The organism is Mesorhizobium sp. WSM4815, assembly GCF_055811575.1.
In genome coordinates this window covers 101,527-124,307 of record NZ_JBVVQS010000102.1, presented here as the reverse complement: position 1 = coordinate 124,307, position 22,781 = coordinate 101,527, and the positions used below count along the sequence as shown (strand labels likewise).

Sequence of the window (22,781 nt, the reverse complement as noted above, 5' to 3'; positions counted from 1 at the left end):
TTTTGCCGCCCGGCGGTCGGAGCCGGTATTTTCCCCAACAGCGTATTCGGTACGGCGGGTCAGTCAAGCGGGAAAGTGGAGGCCGGCCCGACGATGCTGCTGTAGAAGGGGGAGCGCCGTTCGGGCTTCACCAATTGTCGATGTTGGCGCTGCCCCTCATCGCCCTGCCGGGCACTTCTCCCCGTATAGTGACGGGGAGAAGGACGCCGTCACCGAGGATTTCGCCAATCGGCAGCGGTGCAGGAAATCCCCTTCTCCCCGTCACTATACGGGGAGAAGGTGCGGCAGGCGGATGAGGGGCAGCGCAAACCTGAGGCGATTGCCCGGGACTCGCTACTCGCCGTAGACGTCGAAGGCAAAATACTTGTCGTTGATTTCCTTGTATTTGCCGTTGGCGCGCAGCGCGTCGATCGCCGCGTCGAGTTTTTGGGCCAACTCCTTGTTGCCCTTCTGCAGCGCGATGCCGACACCCGGGCCATGGATGGCCGGGTCTGGCGCCAGGGTGCCGAGCAGCTTGCAGCAGGCGCCCTCGGGCTTCTCCAGCCATTCGGTCAGCAGGATCGAGCCGTCCATCACCGCGTCGAGGCGACCGTTGACCATGTCGGTGCGGGCGTCGTCGCCGGTCGGATAGGGTTTTATGGTCGAGCCTGCGTATTTCTGCTCGGCGAAATTCTGGTGGATCGTGGCGCTCTGCACGCCAAGCGCCTTGCCTTTCAGGTCCTCGGGCGAGGTGCCGGTGACGGTCGAACCCTTCGGCACCGCGATGGCCGGCGGCGTCTGGTAGTATTTGTGGGTGAAGTCGACCTTCTCGGCGCGTTCCGGCGTGATGGTGATGTTGATGATGGCGTCGAACTTGCCGGCCTGCAGTGCCGGGATCGAGCCGTCGAAATCCTGCACGACGAACTCGCACTCGGTCTTCATCTCGGCGCAAAGCGCCTTGCCGAGATCGATGTCGAAGCCGCCCAGCGTGCCATCGGCATTGGCATAGTTGAAGGGCGGATAGGCGCCCTCGGTGCCAAGCCTGAGTTTCTTGTCCTGGGCAGAGGCAGCGCCGGTGGCGACAGCCATGGCGACGGAAGCTGCAGCCAAGAAACGACCGAAAAGGCGCATGATCCAGATCTCCGTTGTGGAGCCCGAGTCTACGGGGTTTTGTGGGCGCGGCGGAGACGGAAACGACATGGCCTGCGGCGATCACGGCGCGGCAAGGCCGATTGCAGGCTTCGGCGGTCAGCCGGCTGCTCGTGCCCGATCGGTGGCGGCTTGGTCGATTGCCGAGCCGTCCGGCGACAGGGCGACGCCAAATTTCTCGCTGGCCTGTTCGGGCGTGTAGTAGCCCAGGGCGACATCCCGCAGCACCAGTTGCGGATCGCGCTGCAGGGGATCGCCATAGCCGCCGCCGCCCGGCGTGCCGACGCGCACGCGGTCGCCGGCCTGCAGCGCGATGTCCTGCTCCTTGGAGAGGTGCGGCGGCACATGTTGCTGGCCGTCGCGAAAAACAGTCACCGTGTTGACCGCGCCGTCCTTGCCTCCGAGCGCGCCCTGCGGGCCGAAACGGCCATGGTCCATGACGAAGGAGGCGCGGGCGTCGCCGCGCAGGATCTCGACCTCATAGGCGAGGCCGAAACCGCCGCGATGCCTGCCGGCGCCGCCCGAGCCTTCGCGCAGGGCGTAATGGCGGTAGAGCACCGGAAACGCCTGCTCCATGATCTCGACCGGCGGCGATTTGGAAATGCCGATGGTCGAGCAGCCATTGGTCAGGCCGTCGTGACCGGCATTGCCGCCATAGCCGCCGCCGGAGATCTGGTACATGACGTAGTCGCGGCCGCGGGCCGGGTCGTTGCCGCCGAGCGCGAAATTGCCGCTGGAGCCGGCCGGGGCCGCCGTCACCTTGTCGGGCAGCGCCTGCACCATGGCCGCGAACACCGCTTCGGCGATGCGCTGCGAAACCTCGGCGGCGCAGCCCGACACCGGGCGCGGATATTTGGCGTCGAGGAAAGTCCCTTCCGGCCGCTTGACGATCAGCGGCTCGAAGGCGCCGGCGCTGATCGGCACGTCGGGGAAAATGTGACGCATGGCGAGATAGACCGAGGACAAGGTCGTCGCCAGCACGCTGTTCATCGGCCCGGCGCAGGGTTTTGATGAGCCGGAAAAATCGAAGCTGAGCGTGTCGCCTTGTTTCTCGACCGCCAGCGCGATGGTCAGCGGCTCGTTCACCACCCCGTCGGAATCGACGAAGGCTTTGGAGCGGTAAATGCCGTCGGGAATGGCCGATATGTTGGCGCGCATCTGCTCGGCGGCGCGGCGGCGCAGTTCGGCGATCGCCTCGACGACCGTTTCGTCACCGTAACGATCGAGGATGCCGTTGAGCCTATCCTGGCCGATCAGCAGTGCCGCCGCCTGTGCGCGGATATCGCCGATGCGCTGGTCGGCAACCCGGATGTTCGAGCAGATGATGGCGTAGATCTCGCGGTCGAGCACGCCCTGCTTGAACAGTTTCACCGGCGGCAGCCGCAGGCCTTCCTGCTCGACCGCCGTTGCCGAGGCGGAAAAGCCGCCGGGCACCGAGCCGCCGATATCGGGCCAGTGGCCGGTGTTCGACAGCCAGCAGAAGATTTTTCCGTCGCGGTAGACCGGCATGGCGAAGCGCACATCCATCAGATGGGTGCCGCCGAGATAGGGGTCGTTGACGATGTAGATGTCGCCGGGCTCGGGCGGCAGGCAGCTTCCGTCGGCGATCATCTCGATCACTGTCCTGGTCGAATACTGCATGACGCCGACGAACACCGGCAGGCCCTGGCTGCCTTGCGCGATCAACGAACCATCGACGGCCGAATAGATGCCGTCGGAGCGATCGTTGGCCTCGGCGATAACCGGCGAAAAGGCAGCGCGCGAAAACGTCAGGTCCATCTCGTCGCAGACCTGCTGCAGCGCCGCCTGGATGACCGAAAGCGTAATGGTGTCGAGAGTGATCATCCGCGCGCCTCAAGTTGGACGAGGCGGGCGGATTCTGACGAAGAAGGACCCCCACCCCTAACCCCTCCCCACAAGGGGGAGGGGGATTCTCGTTGGCGCTGAAAGCAGCAAATCGCTGCGTGTCGATGCCAGGAACTGGTGGCTCGACCAAATCCCCCTCCCCCTTGTGGGGAGGGGTTAGGGGTGGGGGTCCTCTTCGATGAAAGCCTTATCATAACTGCCCCACCTCTATGATGATGTTGCCGTCGGCGTCCGAGCGCGCCCGGTCGCCGGGCTCGAGCACGGTGGTGGCGTCCATCTGTTCGAGGATCGCCGGCCCTTCTATGGCGGCGTCGAGCGGCAGATTTTCCCTGCTATAGACCGGCGTGTCGTGCCAGCGCCCGCCATACCAGACCGGCCGGATTTCGCGGCACGCCTCATCAAGCGTTCTGGCGCGGCCAGCCGGGTCGATCAATCGCGAAAGATCGATCGCCGGCCGCACGCCGGTGACCGAGGTGTTGAGGTTGACCAGATTGGCGCGGATTTCCGGCAGCTCGACCTTGAAGCGGGCGAAATAGGCTTTTTCGAACAGTTGCTGCAGTACCGCGCGCGTCACCGAAGACGACGGCAGCGGCACGTTGATGATGTGGGTCTGGCCGACGAACTGCATGTCGGCAGAATGGGTGACGCGGATCGTCTCCGGCTTCACCGCTTCCTTGCCGATCAGCTCCTCGCCTTCGTTTCGGTGTCGTTCCAATATCGCGTGAAGCTGGATTTCATCGAGCCCGGCTACCGGCTGGTTGACGGTGTTGACGAAATCGTGCCTGAGATCGGCGACGACACAGCCGAGCGCATTGGTGATGCCCGGCCGCGCCGGCACCAGCACTTTTGGCAGGCCGAGCTCGCGCGCCAGTGCTGTCGCATGCAGCGGTCCGGCGCCGCCGAAGGCGAACAGCGCGAAATCGCGCGGGTCGTGGCCGCGCGACACCGAGACCATGCGGATGGCGCCGGCCATCTTGATGTTGCCGAGCCGCAGCACCGCGCCCGCCGCTTCGACACCGGACAGGCCGGTGGGGCGGCCGATCCTGTCTTCAAAAATGCCGGTGACATGCTCTGATGTGACCGGGTTTTCGACGGCAAGCAGCTTTTTCGGCGCCAGCCGGCCGAGCACCAGATTGGCATCGGTGATGGTCGGCTCGCTGCCGCCGCGGCCGTAGCAGATCGGGCCGGGATTGGCGCCGGCGCTTTCCGGGCCGATCTGGATCAGGCCGGCCGCATCGACGCGGGCGATCGAGCCGCCGCCGGCGCCGACGGTGTGCACCGCCACCATCGGCACATGGATCGGCATCGCATATTCGATCTCGATCTCGTTCGACACCGCCGGTTCGGCGTTGCGGATCAGCGCCACGTCGGTCGAGGTGCCGCCCATGTCGTAGGTGACCAGGTTTTCGAAGCCGGCGCGTTTTCCGGTATAGGCGGCGGCGATGACGCCGGAGGCCGGGCCGGACATCACGGTCTTGGCCGATTCACGGGTGACAAAGCGGGCCGAGATCATGCCGCCATTGCCGTTCATGATCAGGAAGTCGCGGGCGTAGCCTTTTGACCCCAATTCCTTGCGCAGCCGCTCGACATAGCGCTCGAGGATCGGCTGCACCGAGGCGTTGACCGAAGCGGTGACGCCGCGCTCGAATTCGCGCGCTTCCGACAGCAATGCGTGACCTGTCGTGATGTAGCTGTTCGGCCAGAGCGCGGCGGCGATCTCGGCGGCGCGCCGCTCATGTGCCGGATTGGCGTAGGAATGCAGGAAATGGATGACGAGGGATTCGCAGCCGGCCGCGATCAGCTGCGAGATCGCCGCGCGCATCTCGGCTTCGTCGAGCGGAATGCGCACTGCGCCCGAGGCTTCGACGCGCTCCGCCACTTCAAGCCGCAGATTGCGCGGAATGATCGGGACGAAGCTGCCTGTCATGCCATAGGCCTGCGGCCGCGTCCGCCGGCCTAGCTCGATGACGTCGCGAAAGCCGCGCGTGGTGATCATGCCGGTCCTGGCCAGCCGGCGCTCGAGCACTGCGTTGGTGGTGGTCGTCGTGCCGTGCACGATGAGGTCGATGCCGCGGATGGGAAAACCGGTGGCGTCGAGCGCCGAAACGACGCCGAAGGCCTGGTTGTCGATGGTGGTCGGGGTCTTGGCGATATGCACCTTGCCGCCGTGACGGCCGTCGATCAGAAGCAGGTCGGTAAAGGTTCCGCCGACGTCGATGCCGGCGACGACGCTGCCCGAGGAATCCAGCGTCTGCGCCGAAAAATTCTCTTCCATTGTCGAAACCCGAAATGTCAGGACTACAGATATGTCTCAGTTTGGAAAGGTGTTTCAGCCTGGCGTCTTGACGCAAATATCATTTGTATACTAATAAATTCCGGACACAAGAGCTTACCGCTTGGCAGTGTGCAAACGGCACGCCGGAACCTGATCGGTTCGGGCGCGCAGTAGAAGTTTTGGCGTCAGCGCCCTCGGGTTGGGCCAGAAGGTTAGGTTTGATGAACACCACATCCGCGCTCAACACCGCCGGCGCCCGGCCGCTGCAGTTCCCAATTCCGGCCAATGTCTATGCCGAAACCGTCGTCTCGGTGAAGCACTATACCGACCGGCTGTTTTCGTTCCGCATCACCCGGCCGCAGTCGCTGCGCTTCCGCTCCGGCGAGTTCGTCATGATCGGCCTGCCCAATGCCGAGAAGCCGGTGTTCCGCGCCTATTCGATCGCCAGCCCTGCCTGGGACGACGAGCTGGAATTTTTTTCGATCAAGGTGCCGGACGGCCCGCTGACCTCGCACCTGCAGAAGATCGAGATCGGCGACACCGTCATCATGCGGCAAAAATCGACCGGCACGCTGGTGGTCGACGCGCTGACCCCGGCCAAACGCTTGTTCATGATCTCGACCGGCACCGGCATCGCGCCCTTCGCCAGCCTGCTGCGCGACCCCGACACTTTTGAGAAATTCGAGCAGGTCGTGCTGACCCACACCTGCCGCGACAATGCCGAGCTGACCTACGGCCAGGAGCTGGTTGCAGAGCTGGAGAACGACCCGCTGATCGGCGAGCTGACCGGCGGCCGCGTCACGCTCTACAATTCGACAACGCGCGAAACCTCCGAGCGCATGGGCCGCATCACCGCGCTGATCGGCTCGGGAAAATTCTATGCCGATCTCGGCATCGACAAGCTCGACCCGGAGACCGACCGCATCATGATCTGCGGCTCGATGCACATGCTCAGGGATGTCAAGGAACTGGCCGAAAGCCTCGGCTTCGAGGAAGGCTCGCTGCATCATCCGGCAAGCTTCGTCGTCGAGCGCGCGTTTGTCGGGTAGGTTCTTTCCTTCTCCCCTTGTGGGAGAAGGTGGATTGGCGCGCAGCGCCAAGACGGTTGAGGGGTGCTGGACGGAATGCGGCGGCGCCAAGCTGGAACACCCCTCATCCGGCCGCTTCGCGGCCACCTTCTCCCACAAGGGGAGAAGGGAGAGCGCGCGCTGGCGCTTGGCGCGCAGCGCCAAGACGGTTGAGGGCTGCTGGACGGAGTGCGGCGGTGCCAAGCTGGAACACCCGCGGAGCCTCTCCTCGGGCTTGCCGGAGGCAAGATCCGTGGGCGGCCACCTTCTCCCACAAGGGGAGAAGGGAGAGCGCCGCAGCGCTGTTCAGCTGATGTCACAGCTGGCTTTTTCAACTATGACCGCCTGAAGGACTCGTGAAGCGCTGCTTCACGGTCTATCTTCGACCGCAAGTCGTCGAACAAAGGGGCAGGAGATGAGCAGCACCAGCCGCGAAGCAGAGCGCGGACCTTCGAAGATCACGCCGCTGCCGGCGCGCACCGCCGCCAATGCGCCGGCGCCGCAAGCGCATGGCATTGCCCGCAATCCCGGCATGAAGCTCGATCTCGGCTTCATGGAATCGATGCGCAGCGTCAACCGCTCGGCGCTGGAACGGCGTGTCGCCAGCCTGACCAAGCGGCGCTCGATCAAGGCCGACAACCAGGCCGCCTGGCTGCTGCGCGCCGTTGCCTGCATGGACCTGACGACGCTGAACTCGAACGACACCGACGAGCGCGTGCGCCGGCTGTGCGCCAAGGCGGTCAATCCGTTCCGCCGCGACATCGTGGAAGGCCTCGGCATTGCAGGTGAAAAGATACGCCCGGCGGCGGTCTGCGTCTATCACCCCTTCGTCGCCACCGCCGTCGATGCGCTGCGCGGCAGCGGCATCCATGTCGCCGCCGTTTCCACCGCCTTTCCGCACGGCCTCACGCCGCTGTCGACGCGGCTGCAGGAGATCGAAGCCTCGGTCAGCGACGGCGCCGACGAGATCGACGTCGTCATTCCACGCGGCCTGGTCTTTGCCGCGAAATGGCAGGAACTCTACAACGAGATCGTTGCGATGCGCGCCGCCTGCGGCGAGGCGCATCTGAAGGTCATCCTAGGCACCGGCGACCTCGCCACGCTGCGCAACGTCATGCTCGCCTCGATGGTGGCGATGATGGCCGGCGCCGATTTCATAAAGACCTCGACCGGCAAGGAAAGCGTCAACGCGACATTGCCGGTCGGCCTCGCCATGGTGCGCGCCATCCGCGCCTATTTCGAGGAGACCGGCTACCTCATCGGCTTCAAGCCGGCCGGCGGCATTTCCACGGCAAAGGCTTCGCTCGACTGGCTGGTGCTGATGAAGGAAGAGCTTGGCCGGCGATGGCTGGAGCCGGACCTGTTCCGCTTCGGCGCGTCCAGCCTTTTGACCGACATCGAGCGCCAGCTCGAGCATCATTTGACCGGTCATTATTCGGCCAATCATCGCCACGCGATGGCGTGACTATCGGGAGCGCCTGATGAACATTCTCGAACGCTATCACGCCATGGACTACGGGCCGGCGCCGGAGGCCCGCAATGAGGCCGATGCCTGGCTTGCGGCGCGGGATTTTTCCAAGGGGCTGTTCATCGGCGGCGACTGGAAGGCGGCCGGCGGCGGCAAGACTTTTGATACCAGCGACCCGTCATCGGGAAAATTGCTGGCCAAGGTGTCGGATGCCGGTGCTGCCGATATCGATGCCGCGGTTTCGGCCGCGGCCAAGGCGCTGCCGAAATGGGCCGCAGCCACCGGCTATCAACGCGCCAAAGTGCTCTATGCCATCGGCCGCGCCATGCAGCGCCACCAGCGGCTGTTTGCGGTGCTGGAATCGATCGACAACGGCAAGCCGATCCGCGAAAGCCGCGACATCGATGTGCCGCTGGCCATCCGCCATTTCATCCACCATGCCGGCTGGGCGCAGGCGCTGGACAAGGATTTCGCTGATCAGAAGGGCGTCGGCGTCGTCGGCCAGATCATCCCGTGGAACTTTCCGCTGTTGATGCTGGCCTGGAAGATCGCGCCGGCGCTGGCCGCCGGCTGCACGGTGGTGCTCAAGCCGGCTGAGTTCACGCCGCTTACCGCCATCCTGTTCGCCGAGATTTGCCAGCGCGCCGGCGTGCCGAAGGGCGTCGTCAACATCGTCCAGGGCGGGCCGGAGGCGGGTGGGGCAATCGTCAATCATCCCGGCGTCCAAAAAATCGCCTTCACCGGCTCGTCCGAGGTCGGCAAGATCATCCGCAAGGCCACCGCCGGGTCGGGCAAAAAAATATCGCTGGAACTTGGCGGCAAGTCGGCCTTCGTCGTCTTCGAGGATGCCGACCTAGACAGCGCCGTCGAGGGACTGGTCGACGGCATCTGGTTCAACCAGGGCCAGGTCTGCTGCGCCGGCTCGCGGCTTTTGGTGCAGGAGGGCATCACTGAAGCCTTCATCGCCAAGGTCAAGGCGCGGATGAGTCGGCTGCGCGTCGGCAGCCCGCTCGACAAGAACACCGATATCGGCCCGCTGGTCGACCTGACCCAGCTCGATCGCGTCAAGGGGCTGGTCGCCGAAGGCGCCAAGCAGGGCGCCGTCTGCTGGCAGCCGGACGTGGCGCTGCCGTCTTCCGGTTATTATCACCTGCCGACACTCGCCACCGGTGTTTCTCCGGCCAATATCCTGGCCCAGGAAGAAGTATTCGGGCCGGTGCTGGCGACCATGACCTTCCGCAACACCGAGGAAGCGATCGAGCTCGCCAACAACACGCGTTACGGCCTGGCCGCTTCGGTGTGGAGCGAGAACGTCAACCTTGCGCTGCACGTCGCGCCGCAATTGAAGGCCGGCGTCGTCTGGGTCAACGGCACCAACATGTTCGACGCCGCCTGCGGCTTCGGCGGCTACCGCGAGAGCGGCTTTGGTCGCGAAGGCGGGCGCGAGGGCATGCTCGAATATTTTTCGGCAAAGCTGCCGCTCGGCCCGGTCGTCAAGCCGGCAGCGGCTACGACAAATCCTGTCGAGCGGGCGGAAGGCGACGCCATCGACCGCACGGCAAAGCTGTTCATCGGCGGCAAGCAGGTCAGGCCGGACGGCAATTATTCGCTTGATATAGCCACTGCCAAGGGCAAGTTTGCCGGCGAGGTCGGTCTCGGCAGCCGCAAGGATATTCGCGATGCCGTCGCGGCTGCACGCGCCTGCAAGGCCTGGCCGGAGGCGACCGCCTACAACCGCAGCCAGGTGCTGTACTATCTGGCCGAGAACCTGTCCGGCCGTGCCGATGAATTTGCGGCGCGCCTCACCGAGCTCACCGGCGCCACCGCCAAGGCCGCGCGCGACGAGGTCGAGATGTCGATCGAGCGGCTGTTCCTCTATGCCGGCCTGGCCGACAAGTTCGAGGGCCGCGTCCACCAGCCGCCGGCCCGCGCCGTCACACTGGCGCTGCATGAGCCGGTCGGCGTCGTCGGCATCGTGGCGTCCGACAATGCGCCGCTGCTTGGCCTGATCTCGCTGGTGGCGCCGGCGCTGGCCATGGGCAACACCGTGGTCGCGGTGCCGTCGGAAAAATATCCGCTGCTTGCCACCGATCTCTACCAGGTCATCGAATATTCCGACGTTCCGGCCGGCGCCATCAACATCGTCACCGGCCGCACCGCCGAGCTCGCCGGCGTGCTGGCCAGGCACGACGATGTCGACGGGCTCTGGCTGTTCGCCGATGCCGAGACCTGCGCCAGGGCCGAAGCCGACTCCGTCGGCAATCTCAAGCGCGTCTGGACCGGCAACGGCCGCAGCCTCGACTGGGCGTCGGCCGAGGCTGCCGGCGATGCCTTGCTGCGCCGTGCCGTCGAGGTCAAGAACGTCTGGGTGCCCTACGGCGACTGAGCGTGTGTCGATTGTCGACGTCGGCGCCGCCCCTCACCTGCCTGCCGGCATCCTCTCCCCGTATAGTGACGGGGAGAGGGACGCTCTCATCGATGGTTTCGCCAATGTCCAACGTTGCAGAATGTGCGCCGAGGCTGCGGCCGCCTTCTTTCTCCCCGTCACTATACGGGGAGAAATGCCCGGCAGGGCAATGAGGGGCAGCGCCAATGCCTGGAAAGAGTAGGGAACCTCCGGGCTTGACGGGCTAAAAGATGTTCTTTACCGAGAAAAAACATTTTCCACCCCTAGGCGAATAGCACCCGGGCGGCCACAGAGGGAGAAAAAAGGCATGGCGGATCTGGCAGGCAAGGTCGTTGTCGTCACGGCGGCGGCGCAAGGCATCGGCCGGGCGAGCGCGCTGGCTTTCGCCAAGGCGGGCGCTGTCGTCCACGCCACCGACATCAACGAGGTGCTGCTCGCCGAACTCGGCAAGACGGCTGGCATCAAGACCCACAAGCTCGACGTGCTGAACGACGAGGCGGTCGAGAACGCCTTCGCCGAGATCGGCGCTGTCGACGTGCTGTTCAACTGCGCCGGCTTCGTCCACTCCGGCTCGATCCTCGAGATGAAGGACGCCGATCTCGATTTTGCCTATGATCTCAACGTCCGCTCGATGATCCGCACTATCCGCGCCGTGCTGCCCGGCATGCTGGAGCGCGGCGACGGCTCGATCATCAACATGGCGTCGCTGGCCGGCTCGACCAAGGGCGTGCCCAACCGCTTCGTCTATGGGCTGACCAAGGCGGCGGTCATCGGCCTGACCAAATCGGTCGCCGCCGACTATGTCGGCAGGGGCATACGCTGCAACGCCATTTGCCCGGGCACGGTCGAAAGCCCGTCGCTGGAGGACCGCATGCATGCGCAGGGCGACTACGAGGCTGCCCGCGCCGCCTTCATCGCCCGCCAGCCGATGGGCCGCCTCGGCACACCAGAGGAAATCGCCGATCTCGCCGTCTATCTGGCCGGCGCCACCTATACGTCGGGACAGGCTTATAATATCGACGGTGGCTGGTCGATCTAAGAGGCCATTTGAAAACTCTGAGTTTGCAAACGGCCTCTGCGCCGCAATCAGGAGAAAAAGAATGAAACTGCTGCGCTATGGCGAAGCGGGGAGCGAACGCCCCGGCCTGCTCGATGCGGATGGAACGATCCGCGACCTCTCGGCCCATGTCACCGACATTGCCGGCAAGGCGCTCGACCCGGCAGCGCTCGAAACGCTGTCGAAGCTCGATCCGCAATCGCTGCCGGCGGTTTCCGGCAAGCCGCGCATCGGCGCCTGCGTTGCCGGCACCGGCAAATTCATCTGCATCGGCCTCAACTATTCCGACCACGCCGCCGAGACCGGCGCCACCGTGCCGCCGGAGCCGATCATCTTCATGAAGGCAAGCTCGGCCATCGTCGGGCCTGACGACGACGTGCTGATCCCGCGCGGCTCGGTCAAGACCGACTGGGAAGTCGAGCTTGGCGTGGTCATCGGCAGAAAAGCCAAATACGTCACCGAGGCCGAGGCGCTCAATTATGTCGCCGGCTATTGCGTCGCGCACGACGTGTCCGAGCGCGCCTTCCAGGCCGAGCGCCAGGGCCAGTGGACCAAAGGAAAATCCTGCGACACGTTCGGGCCGATCGGCCCATGGCTGGTGACCAAGGACGAGGTCCAGGACCCGCAGAACATCCCGATGTGGCTGAAGGTCAACGGCAAGACGATGCAGAACGGCTCGACCAAAACCATGGTCTATGGCGTCGCCTACCTGGTCTCCTATCTCAGCCAGTTCATGTCGCTGCATCCTGGCGACATCATCTCGACCGGCACGCCGCCCGGCGTTGGGCTGGGCATGAAGCCGCCGGTGTTCCTGAAGCCCGGCGACGTCGTCGAGCTCGGCATCGAAGGGCTGGGCATGCAGAAGCAGACGTTCAAGGCGGACGCGTAGGCGCTCACTTTGGCAAGTTTGCGCCGCCCCTCATCTGCCTGCCGGCATCTTCTCCCCGTATTGTGACGGGGAGAAGGACGAAGCTGCAGCGCTGACGCCCCCCTCTCCCCGTCTCTATACGGGGAGAGGGTAAGGGTGAGGGGCAGCGCCAACCTTTGCCGCAACCTTACTTCAGCACCTTGCCATCCGCTCCAAACCGATAAGTCTTTGCCGGATCCGGCGTCGCGTAGAGCGTCGCTCCCGGTTCGGCGTTGTAGACGCCAAAAATGCGCACGGTGATCAGCCCGGCCTTTTCGCAGTCGAGATAGAGGTTGGTGTCGGCGCCAAGGTGCTCGGCATGAACGACCGTGCCTTTCCAGGCGCCGGATTTCGCATCGACGGTCAAATGCTCGGGACGGACGCCGATGGTCCTGGCCGTCTCGCCGAGCCTGGCGCCGTCGACGAAATTCATCTTCGGCGAGCCGATGAAGCCGGCGACGAATTCATTCGCCGGCGCATTGTAGAGCTCCATCGGTCCGCCGATCTGCTCGATCCTGCCCGCGTTGAGCACGACGATCTTGTCGGCCAGCGTCATCGCCTCGACCTGGTCGTGGGTGACATAGATCATCGTCGCCTTCAGCCGGCGATGCAGTTGCGCGATCTCCAGCCTGGTGTTGACGCGCAGTGCGGCATCGAGGTTGGACAAAGGCTCGTCGAACAGGAAAAGCTTGGGCTCGCGCACCACGGCGCGGCCGATGGCGACACGCTGGCGCTGACCGCCGGACAGCTCGGCCGGGCGCCTGGCGAGATAGGGCTCCAGCGACAGCATCGAGGAGGCGATGCCGATGCGGCGGTCGATCTCGGCCGCCGGCGTGCCTGCCTGCTTGAGGCCGAGGCCCATATTGTTCTTCACCGTCAGATGCGGGTAGAGCGCGTAGGTCTGGAACACCATGGCGATGCCGCGTTTGGCCGGCGGGGTGGCGGAGACGTCCGCGCCGTCGATCACCACACGCCCCGACGTCGAATCCTCCAGCCCGGCGATGACCCTGAGCAGCGTCGATTTTCCGCAGCCGGAGGGGCCGACGAAGACGACGAATTCGCCATCGGTCACTTCGAGGTTGATGCCCTTCAGCACCTCGACCGGCCCAAACGCCTTCTTCACATTCTCGATATTCAGCGAGCCCACGGCGTTCCTCCGGATTGGAATGTGGGCGCGCCGTAGAGCGCAATCCCTGACGAAAATTCCCCTGTCACAATCGCACCGCCTTCCCGCTGCGGACGCTTTCGTCGGCGGCAAGGCAGACGGCGAGCGACTTCACCGCGTCGTCCATGTGGCGGGTCAGATCAATATCCTCGCGGATCGCCTTGAGCAGAAAAGCTTGTTCGCGATCGCAGAGTTCCTGATGGCCGGGTTCGCCCTCCATCGACAGCATCTCATCCGGCTTGGCGAATTTTCCGTCAGCGCCGGTCGCCGCGCTGTGCAGGCGGATGGTCGAGGTCCTGGTGTGGGTGTCGATGTCGTCGGATCTGACGCCCTCCTTCATGACGATCGACACGCAGCCGTTCGGCGAGATCACGTCCTTCACGAAGAACGCGGTTTCCGAGATCATCGGCCCCCAGCCGGCCTCGTACCAGCCGACCGAACCGTCGTCGAACAGCACCTGCAGATGGCCGTAATTGTACATTTTTGGCGCAATCTCGTCGCTCAGCCTGAGCCCCATCCCGCGTACCTCGACCGGCCTGGCGTCGGTGATCTGCAGCATCACGTCGAGATAGTGCACGCCGCAATCGACGATCGGCGACGTCGTCTGCATCAATTGCTTGTGCGTGTCCCAGCTATGGCCGGAGGATTGCTGGTTGAGGTTCATGCGGAACACGTAAGGGCCGCCGAGCTTGCGCGCCTCGGCGATCAGCCTGATCCAGGACGGATGATGGCGCAGGATGTAGCCGATCACCAGTTTTCTGCCGTTGGCCTTGGCTGCGGCGACGATGCGTTTCGCATCCGCCACCGTCGTCGCCAGCGGCTTTTCGACAAAGACATGGCAGCCGGCCTCGAACGCCTTCACCGCATAGTCTGCGTGGCTGTCGGAATAGGTGGCGATGCAGGCGATATCTGGTTTTTCCTCGCGCAGCGCCTCGTCGAAGGAGCGCCTGGTGCCATAGCCGGAAAGTCCAGGCGGCAACGGCACGTCCGAGCGGTTGACCAGCGCCGCGATCTGGAAGCCGGGGTTGGTATGATAGGCCAGCGCATGGCTGCGGCCCATGTTGCCGAGCCCGGCGACGACGACGCGAAGAGATTTTTCCTTGCTCACTTGACCGCTCCCGAGGTGATGCCGCGGATCAGCTGCCGCGAGAAGATGACGTAGAGGATCAGCACCGGCATGATCGCCAGCGACAGCGCGGCCAGGATGGCGTTCCAGTTGGTGACGAACTGGCCGAGGAACAGCTGCGCGCCGAGCGTCACCGTCTTGGTCTCCTCCGACGGCGCCAGGATCAGCGGAAACCACAGATCGTTCCAGATCGGGATCATGGTGAAGACGGCGACAGTCGCCATCGACGGCCGCACCAGCGGCAGCACCAGACGGAAGAAGATGGTGTATTCGGACAGGCCGTCGATGCGTCCGGCATTCTTCAGATCGTCGGAGACCTGCTTCATGAACTCCGACAGGATGAAGACGGCGAGCGGCAGGCCTTGCGCCGTATAAACCAGGATCAGCGCCGTCAGCGTGTTGACCAGCCCGCTCGCCACCATCAATTGCAGGATGGCGACGGTGCCGAGGCGGATCGGGATCATGATGCCGAGGGCGAGGTAAAGCCCCATCAGCGAATTGCCACGAAAACGGTATTCCGACAGCGCGAAGGCGGCCATCGCGCCGAACAGCAGCACGAAGAACAGCGAGGCGACGGTGACGACAAGGCTGTTCTGGAAATAGTGGATGAAATCGCCCTGGCCGATGACGGTGGTGTAGCCGATCAGGTCGAAGGTTTTCGGCGTCGGCGGCGTCAACGGCGCGCCGAAGATGCCGGCGCGGGATTTAAACGAATTCATGATGACGATGATCACCGGAAACAGCGCGATCACCGTGTAGGTCAACAGCACCGCATGGGCGCCGATGGTGCGGGGCAGGGAGTGGGTTGCCGTGCTCATCTTACGCCTCAGAACTGATAGCGACGCAGGCGCGTCTGGACGAGGAACAGGTAGACGCAGACGCCGCCAAGGATGATCAGGAACATCATCGTGGCGATCGCCGCGCCCATGTTGGGATCGCCGACCTGCAGCTGGAAACCGAAGAAGGCGCGGTAGAGGAAGGTGCCGAGAATATCGGTCGAATAGTTCGGCCCGGCCAGCGCGCCTTGCGCGGTGTAGATCAGGTCGAAGGCGTTGAAATTGCCGACGAAGGTGAGGATCGAGATGATGCCGATCGACGGCAGGATCAGCGGCAGCTTGATCTTCCAGAACTGCGACATGCCGGTGATGCCGTCGCATTCGGCGGCTTCGATCACCTCCTCGGGGATCGACAGCAGCGCGGCATAGATCAGCATCATCGGGATGCCGACGAACTGCCACACCGAGATCAGGCTGAGCGTGGTCAGCGCATATTCTTCTTTGCCGAGCCACGGCGTGAACAGGCTTTTGAGGCCGACGAGATCCATCAGGTTCGGCGCCACGCCCCACAGCGGCGACAGGATCAGCTTCCAGGCGAAGCCGACGATGACGAAGGACAGGATTGTCGGCACGAAGATCGCCGTGCGGTAGAAGGCGGAGAACCTCAGCCGCGGGCTGGACAGCAGTGCGGCCAAAAGCACGCCGATCGGATTCTGCACGATCATGTGGATGATGAAGAACCAGACATTGTTGCGCAGCGCGTTCCAGAAATTGACCGACCAGTTGGGATCGCCGAACAGCTTGCGGAAGTTTTCCAGCCCGACGAAGACCTGGGCCTGGTCGATGTTGCGGAACAGCGAGAGCTGCAGCGTGCCGGCCAGCGGCAGGATCATGATCGCCGTATAGACCAGCACCGCCGGCGCCAGGAAGACGACGATATGCCAGCGGAACGGTCGTTTCGGTGCTGCGGCCATGCGTTCGGTCCCCGCCGATCAGGTTCTTGCGATGCTTTCGACGGCAGCGCTGCCCCTCACCCTTACCCTCTCCCCGTGAAGGACGGGGAGAGGGGGGCGTCAGCGCCGGAGCTTCTCCCTTCTCCCCGTCACTATACGGGGAGAAGGTGCCGGCAGGCGGATGAGGGGCGGCGCCGTCGGTTGCAGTCGATGCTATCGAAAAAAGCAGAGCCGTCCACTTGCGACGGCCTTGCTTCTATCTGCGCTCTTACTTCGCCGGCTTGTACCAGCTGTCGAGGCCGTCCTGCAGCTTCTTGGCGGCAGCTTCCGGCGTGACGGTGCCGTTGATGACGTTGGCCGATTCAACCCACGTCTCGTTCTCGAGATTCGGCGTGCCGCGCGACAGGATCTGATAGGTCGAGCGGATCGTCGACTTGCACTTGTCGCGCCAGGAAACGAATTCCTGGGCCAGCGGGTCTTCCATCTTCACCGGGGTGTTGTTCAGGCTGAAGAAGCCCGGCAGCGCGTTGGCGTAGATGGTGGCGAAATCCGGCGAGGCGACCCAGGTCAGGAAGGTCTTGGCCGCATCCGCATTCTTCGACGCCGCATTGAGGCCCATGCCGATGTCGGTGTGGTCGGAGATGTAGCAGGTGTCGCCGGCCTTCTGCACCGGCGGCGGGAACGCGCCCATCTTGAACTGCGCCTGGATGTTGAACAGGCCGATCTCCCACGAGCCGGCCGGGTAGATGGCGGCGCGGCCGAGGGTGAACAGGTTCTGGCTGTCCGGATAGGTCTGCGCCTCGAAGCCGTCGCCGAGATAGGGCTTCCACTTGGCCAATTCCTTGAAAGGCTCGACCCACTGCGGATCGGTCAGCGTCTGCTCGCCCTTGATCAGCGCCAGACGGCCTTCTTCGCCCTTCCAGTAGTTCGGGCCGATGTTCTGGTAGCCCATGGTCGCGGCTTCCCAGAGATCCTTGGTGCCCATCGCCATCGGGATGTAGGTGCCGTCGGCCTTGATCTTGTCGAGAGCGGCATAAAACTCCTCATTGGTCGTCGGCACCTTGAGGCCGAGCTGGTCGAAGGCGTCCTTGTTGAAGATGAAGCCGTGGATGACGGAAGCCATCGGCACGCAGAAGCTCGACTTGCCGTCGTCGGTCTGCCAGGCGGCCTTGGCGACGTCGGAGAAATTCTCCATGCCGGGCAGCGTCGAGATATCGGCGAGATTGCCCTTCTTGAACAGTTCCAGCGACTTGTCGAACGGGCGGCAGGTGATCAGGTCGCCGGCCGAGCCGGCGGCGAGCTTGGCGCCGAGTGCTGCGTCATATTCGGTCGGCGCCGACGGCGCGAACACCACCTTGATGCCCGGGTTCTTGGCCTCAAAAGCCGGGATCAGCTTGTCCTTCCAGATGGCAAGGTCGTCGCCGCGCCAGCTTTCGATGTTGAGCGTTACGTCCTGGGCATAGGCCATTCCGGCCGAGCCGAGAATGCTGGTGCCGAGAAGCAGTGCCGTCAATAGTTTGGTTGTCATGCTCAGTCTCCCTGTTGACCTTTTTCAGGTTCGGTTTTGAGAACAGAGGCTTTGCGCCCCATGCTCCCCTCGATCGCGGAAAGCGCCGGGCGCAGTTTTTGGCCGGTGCCTTCCAGTAACTTCCGCGCCGCGTCGGCATTTGCCGCGCCGGCGGCGAGCAGAATGGCGGTCTTGACGACGCCGCCGCTGTCCTCGAGCAGGCGCGCCGCATCGTCCCTGCTGCGCCCGCTGATGGCGGCGACGATACGGGCGGCGCGGTCGCGCAGCTTGATGTTGTCGGCCATCAGATTGACCATGTAGCCGTCATGGACATGGCCTAGATGGATGGCGGCCAGCGTCGACAGCATGTTGAGCGCGATCTTCTGGGCGGTGCCGGCGCCCATGCGCGTCGAGCCGGCGATCAGCTCCGGCGGTGTTTCGAGCAATATGGCGATGTCGGCCAGCCGAAGCAGCGGCGCATCCTTGTTGTTGGCGATGGCGATGGTCGCCGCGCCCCGGCGCCTGGCGTCCTCGATCGCCCTGACCGCATAGGGCGTCGAGCCGCTGGCCGAGACCGCGATCAGGCAGTCGCCCTCGCCGATGCCGGCATCGGCAACCGCCGCCGAGGCTTCGTCGGTGTCGTCCTCCGGCCCGCCGGCCAGTGTCCTGAAGGCATCGTCGCCGCCGGCGATCAGGATGGCGATACGGTCGCGCTGAATGCCGAAGGTGCCCGGCAGCTCCAGCGCATCGGCCAGCGCCATCAGGCCCGAGCTGCCGGCCGCTGAGTAAGCGAGCTTGCCGCCGCTGTTCAGCCGGCTGGCGATGATCTCAGCGGCTTTGGCGATGGCGGGAATGGCGCCGCGCACCGCCTTGGCGGCCTCGATCTGCGCGTTGGCCAACGAGGAAAGGATGGCGTCCGGAGCCTGGATGTCCAGCCCCTCGGCACTCTGGTGAAGCGCTTCGGTGCGCGTTTCGGCCATCCGCTTTCCCTCCAATCCGCAAAACAATACCAAAAAAATACCACTTGTCCACACGCATTAGCGATTTCCCTGCCTCGGAACTGGCCTTTCGTCAAAATGCCTAGGTTTTTCAATAAAATACGCCTTAATCTTTTTGAAACGAAAATTAATCCTTGGCTATTGGTATTTTATTGGTATTATCCGCCAGGAGGAGAAATCGTGTGAAATTCGTGCTTGGCATCGATGGCGGCGGCACCAGCTGCAGGGCGGCTCTTGCAACGGTGGACGGGACTGTCGTCGGCCGCGCCAAGAGCGGTGCGGCCAACATCCGCACCGATCTCACCGGCGCCAGGGCCAACATCGTCGAGGCGGCAAGGCAGGCCTTTGTCGCCGCCGGGCAGGACCCGGAACTGATCTCGCAGACCCCGACCATCCTCGGCCTCGCCGGCGCCAATGTCGGCACCTACAGGCAGCAGCTCGAAGCGATCCTGCCGTTCAGCCAAAACCGTGTCGAGACCGACGCCGAGATCGCCCTGGAAGGCGCGGTCGGCTCCGGTGACGGCGCCATGGCCATCCTCGGCACCGGCACCGCCTATATGGCGCGCAAAAACGGCAAGTCGCGCGCCGTCGGCGGCTGGGGATTCCAGGTCGGCGACCAGGGCAGCGGCGCCCGCATCGGCCGCGACCTGCTCGAGCAGACGCTGCTCGCCTATGACGGCATCCGCCAGGGATCGCCGCTGACGCAGGCCATGCTCGCCGTCTTCCGCGACAATCCCGAGGATTTGGTCGAGTTCACCACCAACGCAAAACCCGGCGATTTCGGCGGCTTCGCGCCAAAGGTCTTCGAGCATGCCGAAAAGGGCGACGCCGTCGCCAACTGGATCCTCGACAAGGCAATCACCGATGTCGAGGCAGCACTTGGCGTGCTCGATCTCGGCGACGACGATCCGCTCTGCCTGCTTGGCGGGCTGGCGCCGCTCTATGCACCACGCCTGTCGGCGCGCTACCGGGCGCTGCTGAAGCCGCCGCTCGACGATGCGCTGGGCGGCGCCGTGCAGATGGCGGTGCGCGTTTTCTCGAACGCGACGGAGGCGGCGCGATGAGCGAGGCCGCCGACCAGATATTCGCCATGCTGAAACAGTCGGCGCAAAGCGGCGCGCCGCTCTATCTGCAGCTCAGGAAGAGCATCGAGGACGCGGTCAATCGCGGCCTGATCGGACCGGGCGACGCGCTGCCGTCCGAGCGCGACATCGCCAGCAAGGCCGACATTTCGCGGGTCACCGTGCGCAAGGCGGTGCAGGATCTGGTCAAGGACGGCATCCTTGTCCAGCGTCACGGCTCCGGCACCTTCGTCGCGCCGCGGATGGAGCGCGTCGAGCAGTCGCTGTCGCGGCTGACGTCCTTCACCGAGGATATGGCGCGGCGCGGCATGGCGGTGCGTTCGGCCTGGCTCGACCGCGGCCTCTATGCGCCCTCGCCGGACGAGATGATGGTGCTCGGCCTGTCGTCGAACGAATTGGTGGCGCGGGTGGCGCGGCTGCGCATCGCCAACGAAACGCCGCTGGCGATCGAGCGCGCGGCACTGTCTGCCAGCTTGCTGCCCGACCCGGCGGCGATCGGTTCGTCGCTCTACGCGGCGCTTGAAACGACCGGCCATCGGCCGGTGCGGGCGGTGCAGCGCATCTCCGCCGCCAATCTCGGCGACGACGACGCGCGCCTGCTCGAAGTGCCGCCTGGCATTGCCGGCCTGCACATCGAGCGTATTTCCTATCTGGCGAGCGGCAAGGTGATCGAATTCACCCGCTCCATCTACAGGGGCGACGCCTATGATTTCGTCGCCGAGCTCCGGCTGAGCGGGCCGGGCGAAGAGGGCCGGCCATGAGCACAGTAAACACCCAAATGGGGATCACCCATATGCGGCGCGAGATCGAGGAGATCCCGGAGGCCACCGCGCGCCTGCTCGACGGTTCGGCGGCGGTACTGACCGAGGCCGGGCGCGGCATTCGCGAGCGCGACCCAAACTTCGTCGTCACCGTGGCGCGCGGCTCCTCCGACCATGCCGCCACCTTCATGAAGTATGCGGTGGAACTGACCGCCGGCCTTGCCGTCGCGTCGGTCGGCCCGTCGATCGCTTCGATCTATGGCGCCAGGCTCAAGCTGGCCGGCTCGGCCTGCCTGGCGATCTCGCAGTCGGGCAAGAGCCCGGATATCGTCGCCATGGCGCAAGCCGCGAGAGCCGGCGGTTCGCTGACCGTCGCCATCACCAACACCGCCGATTCGCCGCTGGCGCGGGCCTGCGATTATGCCATCGACATCCTGGCCGGCCCGGAGCGCAGCGTCGCGGCGACGAAGACCTTCGTCAATTCAGCCGTCGCCGGCCTCGCCTTGATGGCGCATAGCACCGGCGACGACAAGTTGCTGGCAGCACTTGCCCGTTTGCCGGAACATTTCCGCAAGGCGATCGCCTGCGACTGGATGGCGCTGGCCAGCGCCCTTGAGACGCAGAAGTCTCTGTTCATCCTTGGTCGTGGTCCGTCCGCGGCGATCGCCAATGAGGCGGCGCTGAAATTCAAGGAAACCTGCGCCATGCACGCCGAGGCCTATAGTGCAGCCGAAGTCATGCATGGCCCGCTGGCGCTGGTCGGGCCTGACTTTCCGGTGCTGGCGCTCGCCGCCCGCGATGCTTCCGAGCCGTCGGTCGCGGAGGCCGCCGACAGCCTGGCGGCCAAGGGCGCGGCCGTCTTCGTGACTTCGGACAAGGCGACAAGCGCTCAGCACCTGCCGCATGTCGCCACCGGCCATCCACTGACCGACCCGCTGGCGCTGATCGTGTCGTTCTATGGCTTCGTCGAGGCCTTTGCCCGCCATCGCGGTCTCGATCCGGACACGCCGCCCAATCTTCGCAAGGTGACGGAAACCATATGAGCGAGCGTTTTGCCCTGACTGGCGCCCGGATTTTTGACGGCGACGACTGGCATGACAACGCTGCCCTTGTCGTGCGAGACGGTCTCGTCGAGGCCATCGTCGCCGCCGGAGCCGTTCCGTCCGGCGTCGAGCGTATCGAAACCGGCGGCGGCATGCTTGCACCGGGCTTCGTCGACCTGCAGGTCAATGGCGGCGGCGGCATCATGCTCAACGACCATCCCGATGTTGCTTCGATCGAAACCATCTGCCGGGCGCACGCGCCGTTCGGCACGACCGCGCTGCTGCCGACGCTGATCACCGACACGCCTGAGATCACCGCAGCGGCGGTTGCCGCCGGTGCCGAGGCCGCAAGGCAAAACGTGCCTGGCTTTTTGGGCCTGCATCTCGAAGGCCCGCATCTGTCGATCGCCCGCAAGGGCGCGCATGACCCGGCGCTGATCCGGCCGATGCTGGATGCCGACCAGGCGATGCTGATTGCGACGCGAAAAACCCTGCCGGTGCTGCTGACCACGATCGCGCCGGAATCGGTCGACACCGTTCGCGTTTCGGCGCTAGTCGAGGCCGGCATCGTCGTCAGCCTCGGCCATTCCGACACCTTCTATGCCAAGGCGCGCGCGTTCGCCGATGCCGGCGCAACAATGGTCACCCATCTGTTCAACGCCATGAGTCAGATCGGCAACCGCGAGCCGGGTCTGGCGGGTGCCGCCATCGGTACCGGCACATTGTTTGCCGGGATCATCGCCGACGGCATCCATGTCGATCCCGCCACCATGGCCATCGCGTTGCGCGCCAAGCAGGGCCCCGCAAAAATTTTCCTGGTCACCGACGCGATGGCGACGATCGGCACCGACATGACCTCGTTCACGCTGAACGGCCGCGCCGTCTACCGCAGGGACGGCAGCCTGCGGCTTGCCGACGGGACGCTGGCCGGCGCCGATCTCGACATGATCGCCGCCGTCCGCTTCGTCCACCGTGTCGTCGGACTGGACCTGTCGGAGGCGCTGCGCATGGCTTCGCTCTATCCGGCGCAGGCGATCGGCCAATCACACCGGCTCGGGCGGTTCGCCAACGGCACCGCCGCCGATATCGTTGCGCTGTCGGACGAATTGGACGTCAAGGGCGTCTGGATAGAAGGCAACGGGGTTTTCGAGGTCGGTGTCGCAAAGGGCGCCTAAGGTATCAGTCGTTCGGCCCG

18 protein-coding genes are annotated in these 22,781 nt (G+C 64.6%); 9 read left to right on the top strand and 9 right to left on the bottom strand.

Features of this window, described 5'->3' with window-relative positions; genetic code table 11:
* Positions 1-333: 333 nt before the first annotated feature.
* From AC0L2B_RS29315 to AC0L2B_RS29305, 3 genes are all read right to left on the bottom strand, one after another.
* Positions 334-1,110, bottom strand: coding sequence for an ABC transporter substrate-binding protein (locus AC0L2B_RS29315; RefSeq protein ID WP_473747853.1), 777 nt, complete (start codon positions 1,108-1,110; stop codon positions 334-336).
* A gap of 117 nt (positions 1,111-1,227) precedes the next feature.
* Positions 1,228-2,973: a hydantoinase B/oxoprolinase family protein gene (locus AC0L2B_RS29310; protein ID WP_473747852.1), complete on the bottom strand. Its 1,746-nt coding sequence runs from the start codon at positions 2,971-2,973 to the stop codon at positions 1,228-1,230.
* A gap of 211 nt (positions 2,974-3,184) precedes the next feature.
* The gene (locus tag AC0L2B_RS29305) at positions 3,185-5,269 is read right to left on the bottom strand and encodes a hydantoinase/oxoprolinase family protein (protein WP_473747851.1); all 2,085 of its coding nucleotides are present in this window, start codon (positions 5,267-5,269) and stop codon (positions 3,185-3,187) included.
* A gap of 221 nt (positions 5,270-5,490) precedes the next feature.
* Here AC0L2B_RS29305 and AC0L2B_RS29300 point away from each other — a divergent pair, with 221 nt between their 5' ends.
* The 5 genes from AC0L2B_RS29300 to AC0L2B_RS29280 all read left to right on the top strand — a co-directional run bounded on the left by AC0L2B_RS29300 (position 5,491) and on the right by AC0L2B_RS29280 (position 12,157).
* Positions 5,491-6,318, top strand: a complete 828-nt coding sequence (locus AC0L2B_RS29300; RefSeq protein ID WP_287203042.1) for a ferredoxin--NADP reductase — start codon at positions 5,491-5,493, stop codon at positions 6,316-6,318.
* 433 nt (positions 6,319-6,751) lie between these two features.
* Positions 6,752-7,801, top strand: coding sequence for a deoxyribose-phosphate aldolase (gene deoC / locus AC0L2B_RS29295; RefSeq protein WP_473747850.1), 1,050 nt, complete (start codon positions 6,752-6,754; stop codon positions 7,799-7,801).
* Between the two features lie 16 nt (positions 7,802-7,817).
* On the top strand, positions 7,818-10,190 hold the full coding sequence (locus AC0L2B_RS29290) for an aldehyde dehydrogenase family protein (RefSeq protein WP_473747849.1): 2,373 nt from the start codon (positions 7,818-7,820) through the stop codon (positions 10,188-10,190).
* Positions 10,191-10,518: 328 nt separating this feature from the next.
* Positions 10,519-11,250: an SDR family oxidoreductase gene (locus tag AC0L2B_RS29285; protein ID WP_473747848.1), complete on the top strand. Its 732-nt coding sequence runs from the start codon at positions 10,519-10,521 to the stop codon at positions 11,248-11,250.
* Positions 11,251-11,311: 61 nt separating this feature from the next.
* Complete coding sequence (locus AC0L2B_RS29280) at positions 11,312-12,157, top strand: fumarylacetoacetate hydrolase family protein (RefSeq protein ID WP_473747847.1); 846 nt, start codon at positions 11,312-11,314, stop codon at positions 12,155-12,157.
* Positions 12,158-12,323: 166 nt separating this feature from the next.
* Here AC0L2B_RS29280 and AC0L2B_RS29275 read toward each other — a convergent pair whose 3' ends face one another.
* The 6 genes from AC0L2B_RS29275 to AC0L2B_RS29250 all read right to left on the bottom strand — a co-directional run bounded on the left by AC0L2B_RS29275 (position 12,324) and on the right by AC0L2B_RS29250 (position 18,682).
* Entirely contained in the window at positions 12,324-13,322 is a 999-nt protein-coding gene (locus tag AC0L2B_RS29275) for an ABC transporter ATP-binding protein (RefSeq protein WP_473514420.1), read from the bottom strand.
* A 64-nt stretch (positions 13,323-13,386) separates the two neighbouring features.
* Positions 13,387-14,448, bottom strand: coding sequence for a Gfo/Idh/MocA family protein (locus AC0L2B_RS29270; protein ID WP_473747846.1), 1,062 nt, complete (start codon positions 14,446-14,448; stop codon positions 13,387-13,389).
* The gene (locus AC0L2B_RS29265; RefSeq protein ID WP_023801468.1) at positions 14,445-15,284 is read right to left on the bottom strand and encodes a carbohydrate ABC transporter permease; all 840 of its coding nucleotides are present in this window, start codon (positions 15,282-15,284) and stop codon (positions 14,445-14,447) included. Before AC0L2B_RS29265 ends, AC0L2B_RS29270 begins: the two co-directional genes overlap by 4 nt.
* 8 nt (positions 15,285-15,292) lie before the next feature.
* A complete protein-coding gene (locus AC0L2B_RS29260; RefSeq protein WP_473508007.1) occupies positions 15,293-16,216 on the bottom strand; it encodes a carbohydrate ABC transporter permease in 924 nt (307 codons plus the stop codon).
* Between the two features lie 247 nt (positions 16,217-16,463).
* Positions 16,464-17,723 carry an ABC transporter substrate-binding protein gene (locus AC0L2B_RS29255; RefSeq protein ID WP_473747845.1) on the bottom strand — a complete coding sequence of 420 codons (1,260 nt, stop codon included), beginning with the start codon at positions 17,721-17,723 and terminating at the stop codon, positions 16,464-16,466.
* A gap of 2 nt (positions 17,724-17,725) precedes the next feature.
* Positions 17,726-18,682, bottom strand: coding sequence for an N-acetylmuramic acid 6-phosphate etherase (locus AC0L2B_RS29250; RefSeq protein ID WP_473747844.1), 957 nt, complete (start codon positions 18,680-18,682; stop codon positions 17,726-17,728).
* A 200-nt stretch (positions 18,683-18,882) separates the two neighbouring features.
* Here AC0L2B_RS29250 and AC0L2B_RS29245 point away from each other — a divergent pair, with 200 nt between their 5' ends.
* The 4 genes from AC0L2B_RS29245 to nagA are packed head-to-tail and all read left to right on the top strand — an operon-like array spanning position 18,883 to position 22,761.
* On the top strand, positions 18,883-19,764 hold the full coding sequence (locus AC0L2B_RS29245) for a glucosamine kinase nucleotide-binding domain-containing protein (protein ID WP_473747843.1): 882 nt from the start codon (positions 18,883-18,885) through the stop codon (positions 19,762-19,764).
* Complete coding sequence (locus AC0L2B_RS29240; protein WP_473747842.1) at positions 19,761-20,543, top strand: GntR family transcriptional regulator; 783 nt, start codon at positions 19,761-19,763, stop codon at positions 20,541-20,543. The genes AC0L2B_RS29245 and AC0L2B_RS29240 overlap by 4 nt, the downstream gene beginning before the upstream one ends.
* Positions 20,544-20,575: 32 nt before the next feature.
* Positions 20,576-21,586, top strand: coding sequence for an SIS domain-containing protein (locus AC0L2B_RS29235; RefSeq protein WP_287175797.1), 1,011 nt, complete (start codon positions 20,576-20,578; stop codon positions 21,584-21,586).
* Positions 21,583-22,761 (top strand): N-acetylglucosamine-6-phosphate deacetylase, encoded by a 1,179-nt coding sequence (nagA, locus tag AC0L2B_RS29230; RefSeq protein ID WP_473747841.1) that lies wholly within the window; start codon positions 21,583-21,585, stop codon positions 22,759-22,761. The genes AC0L2B_RS29235 and nagA overlap by 4 nt, the downstream gene beginning before the upstream one ends.
* Positions 22,762-22,781: the final 20 nt, after the last annotated feature.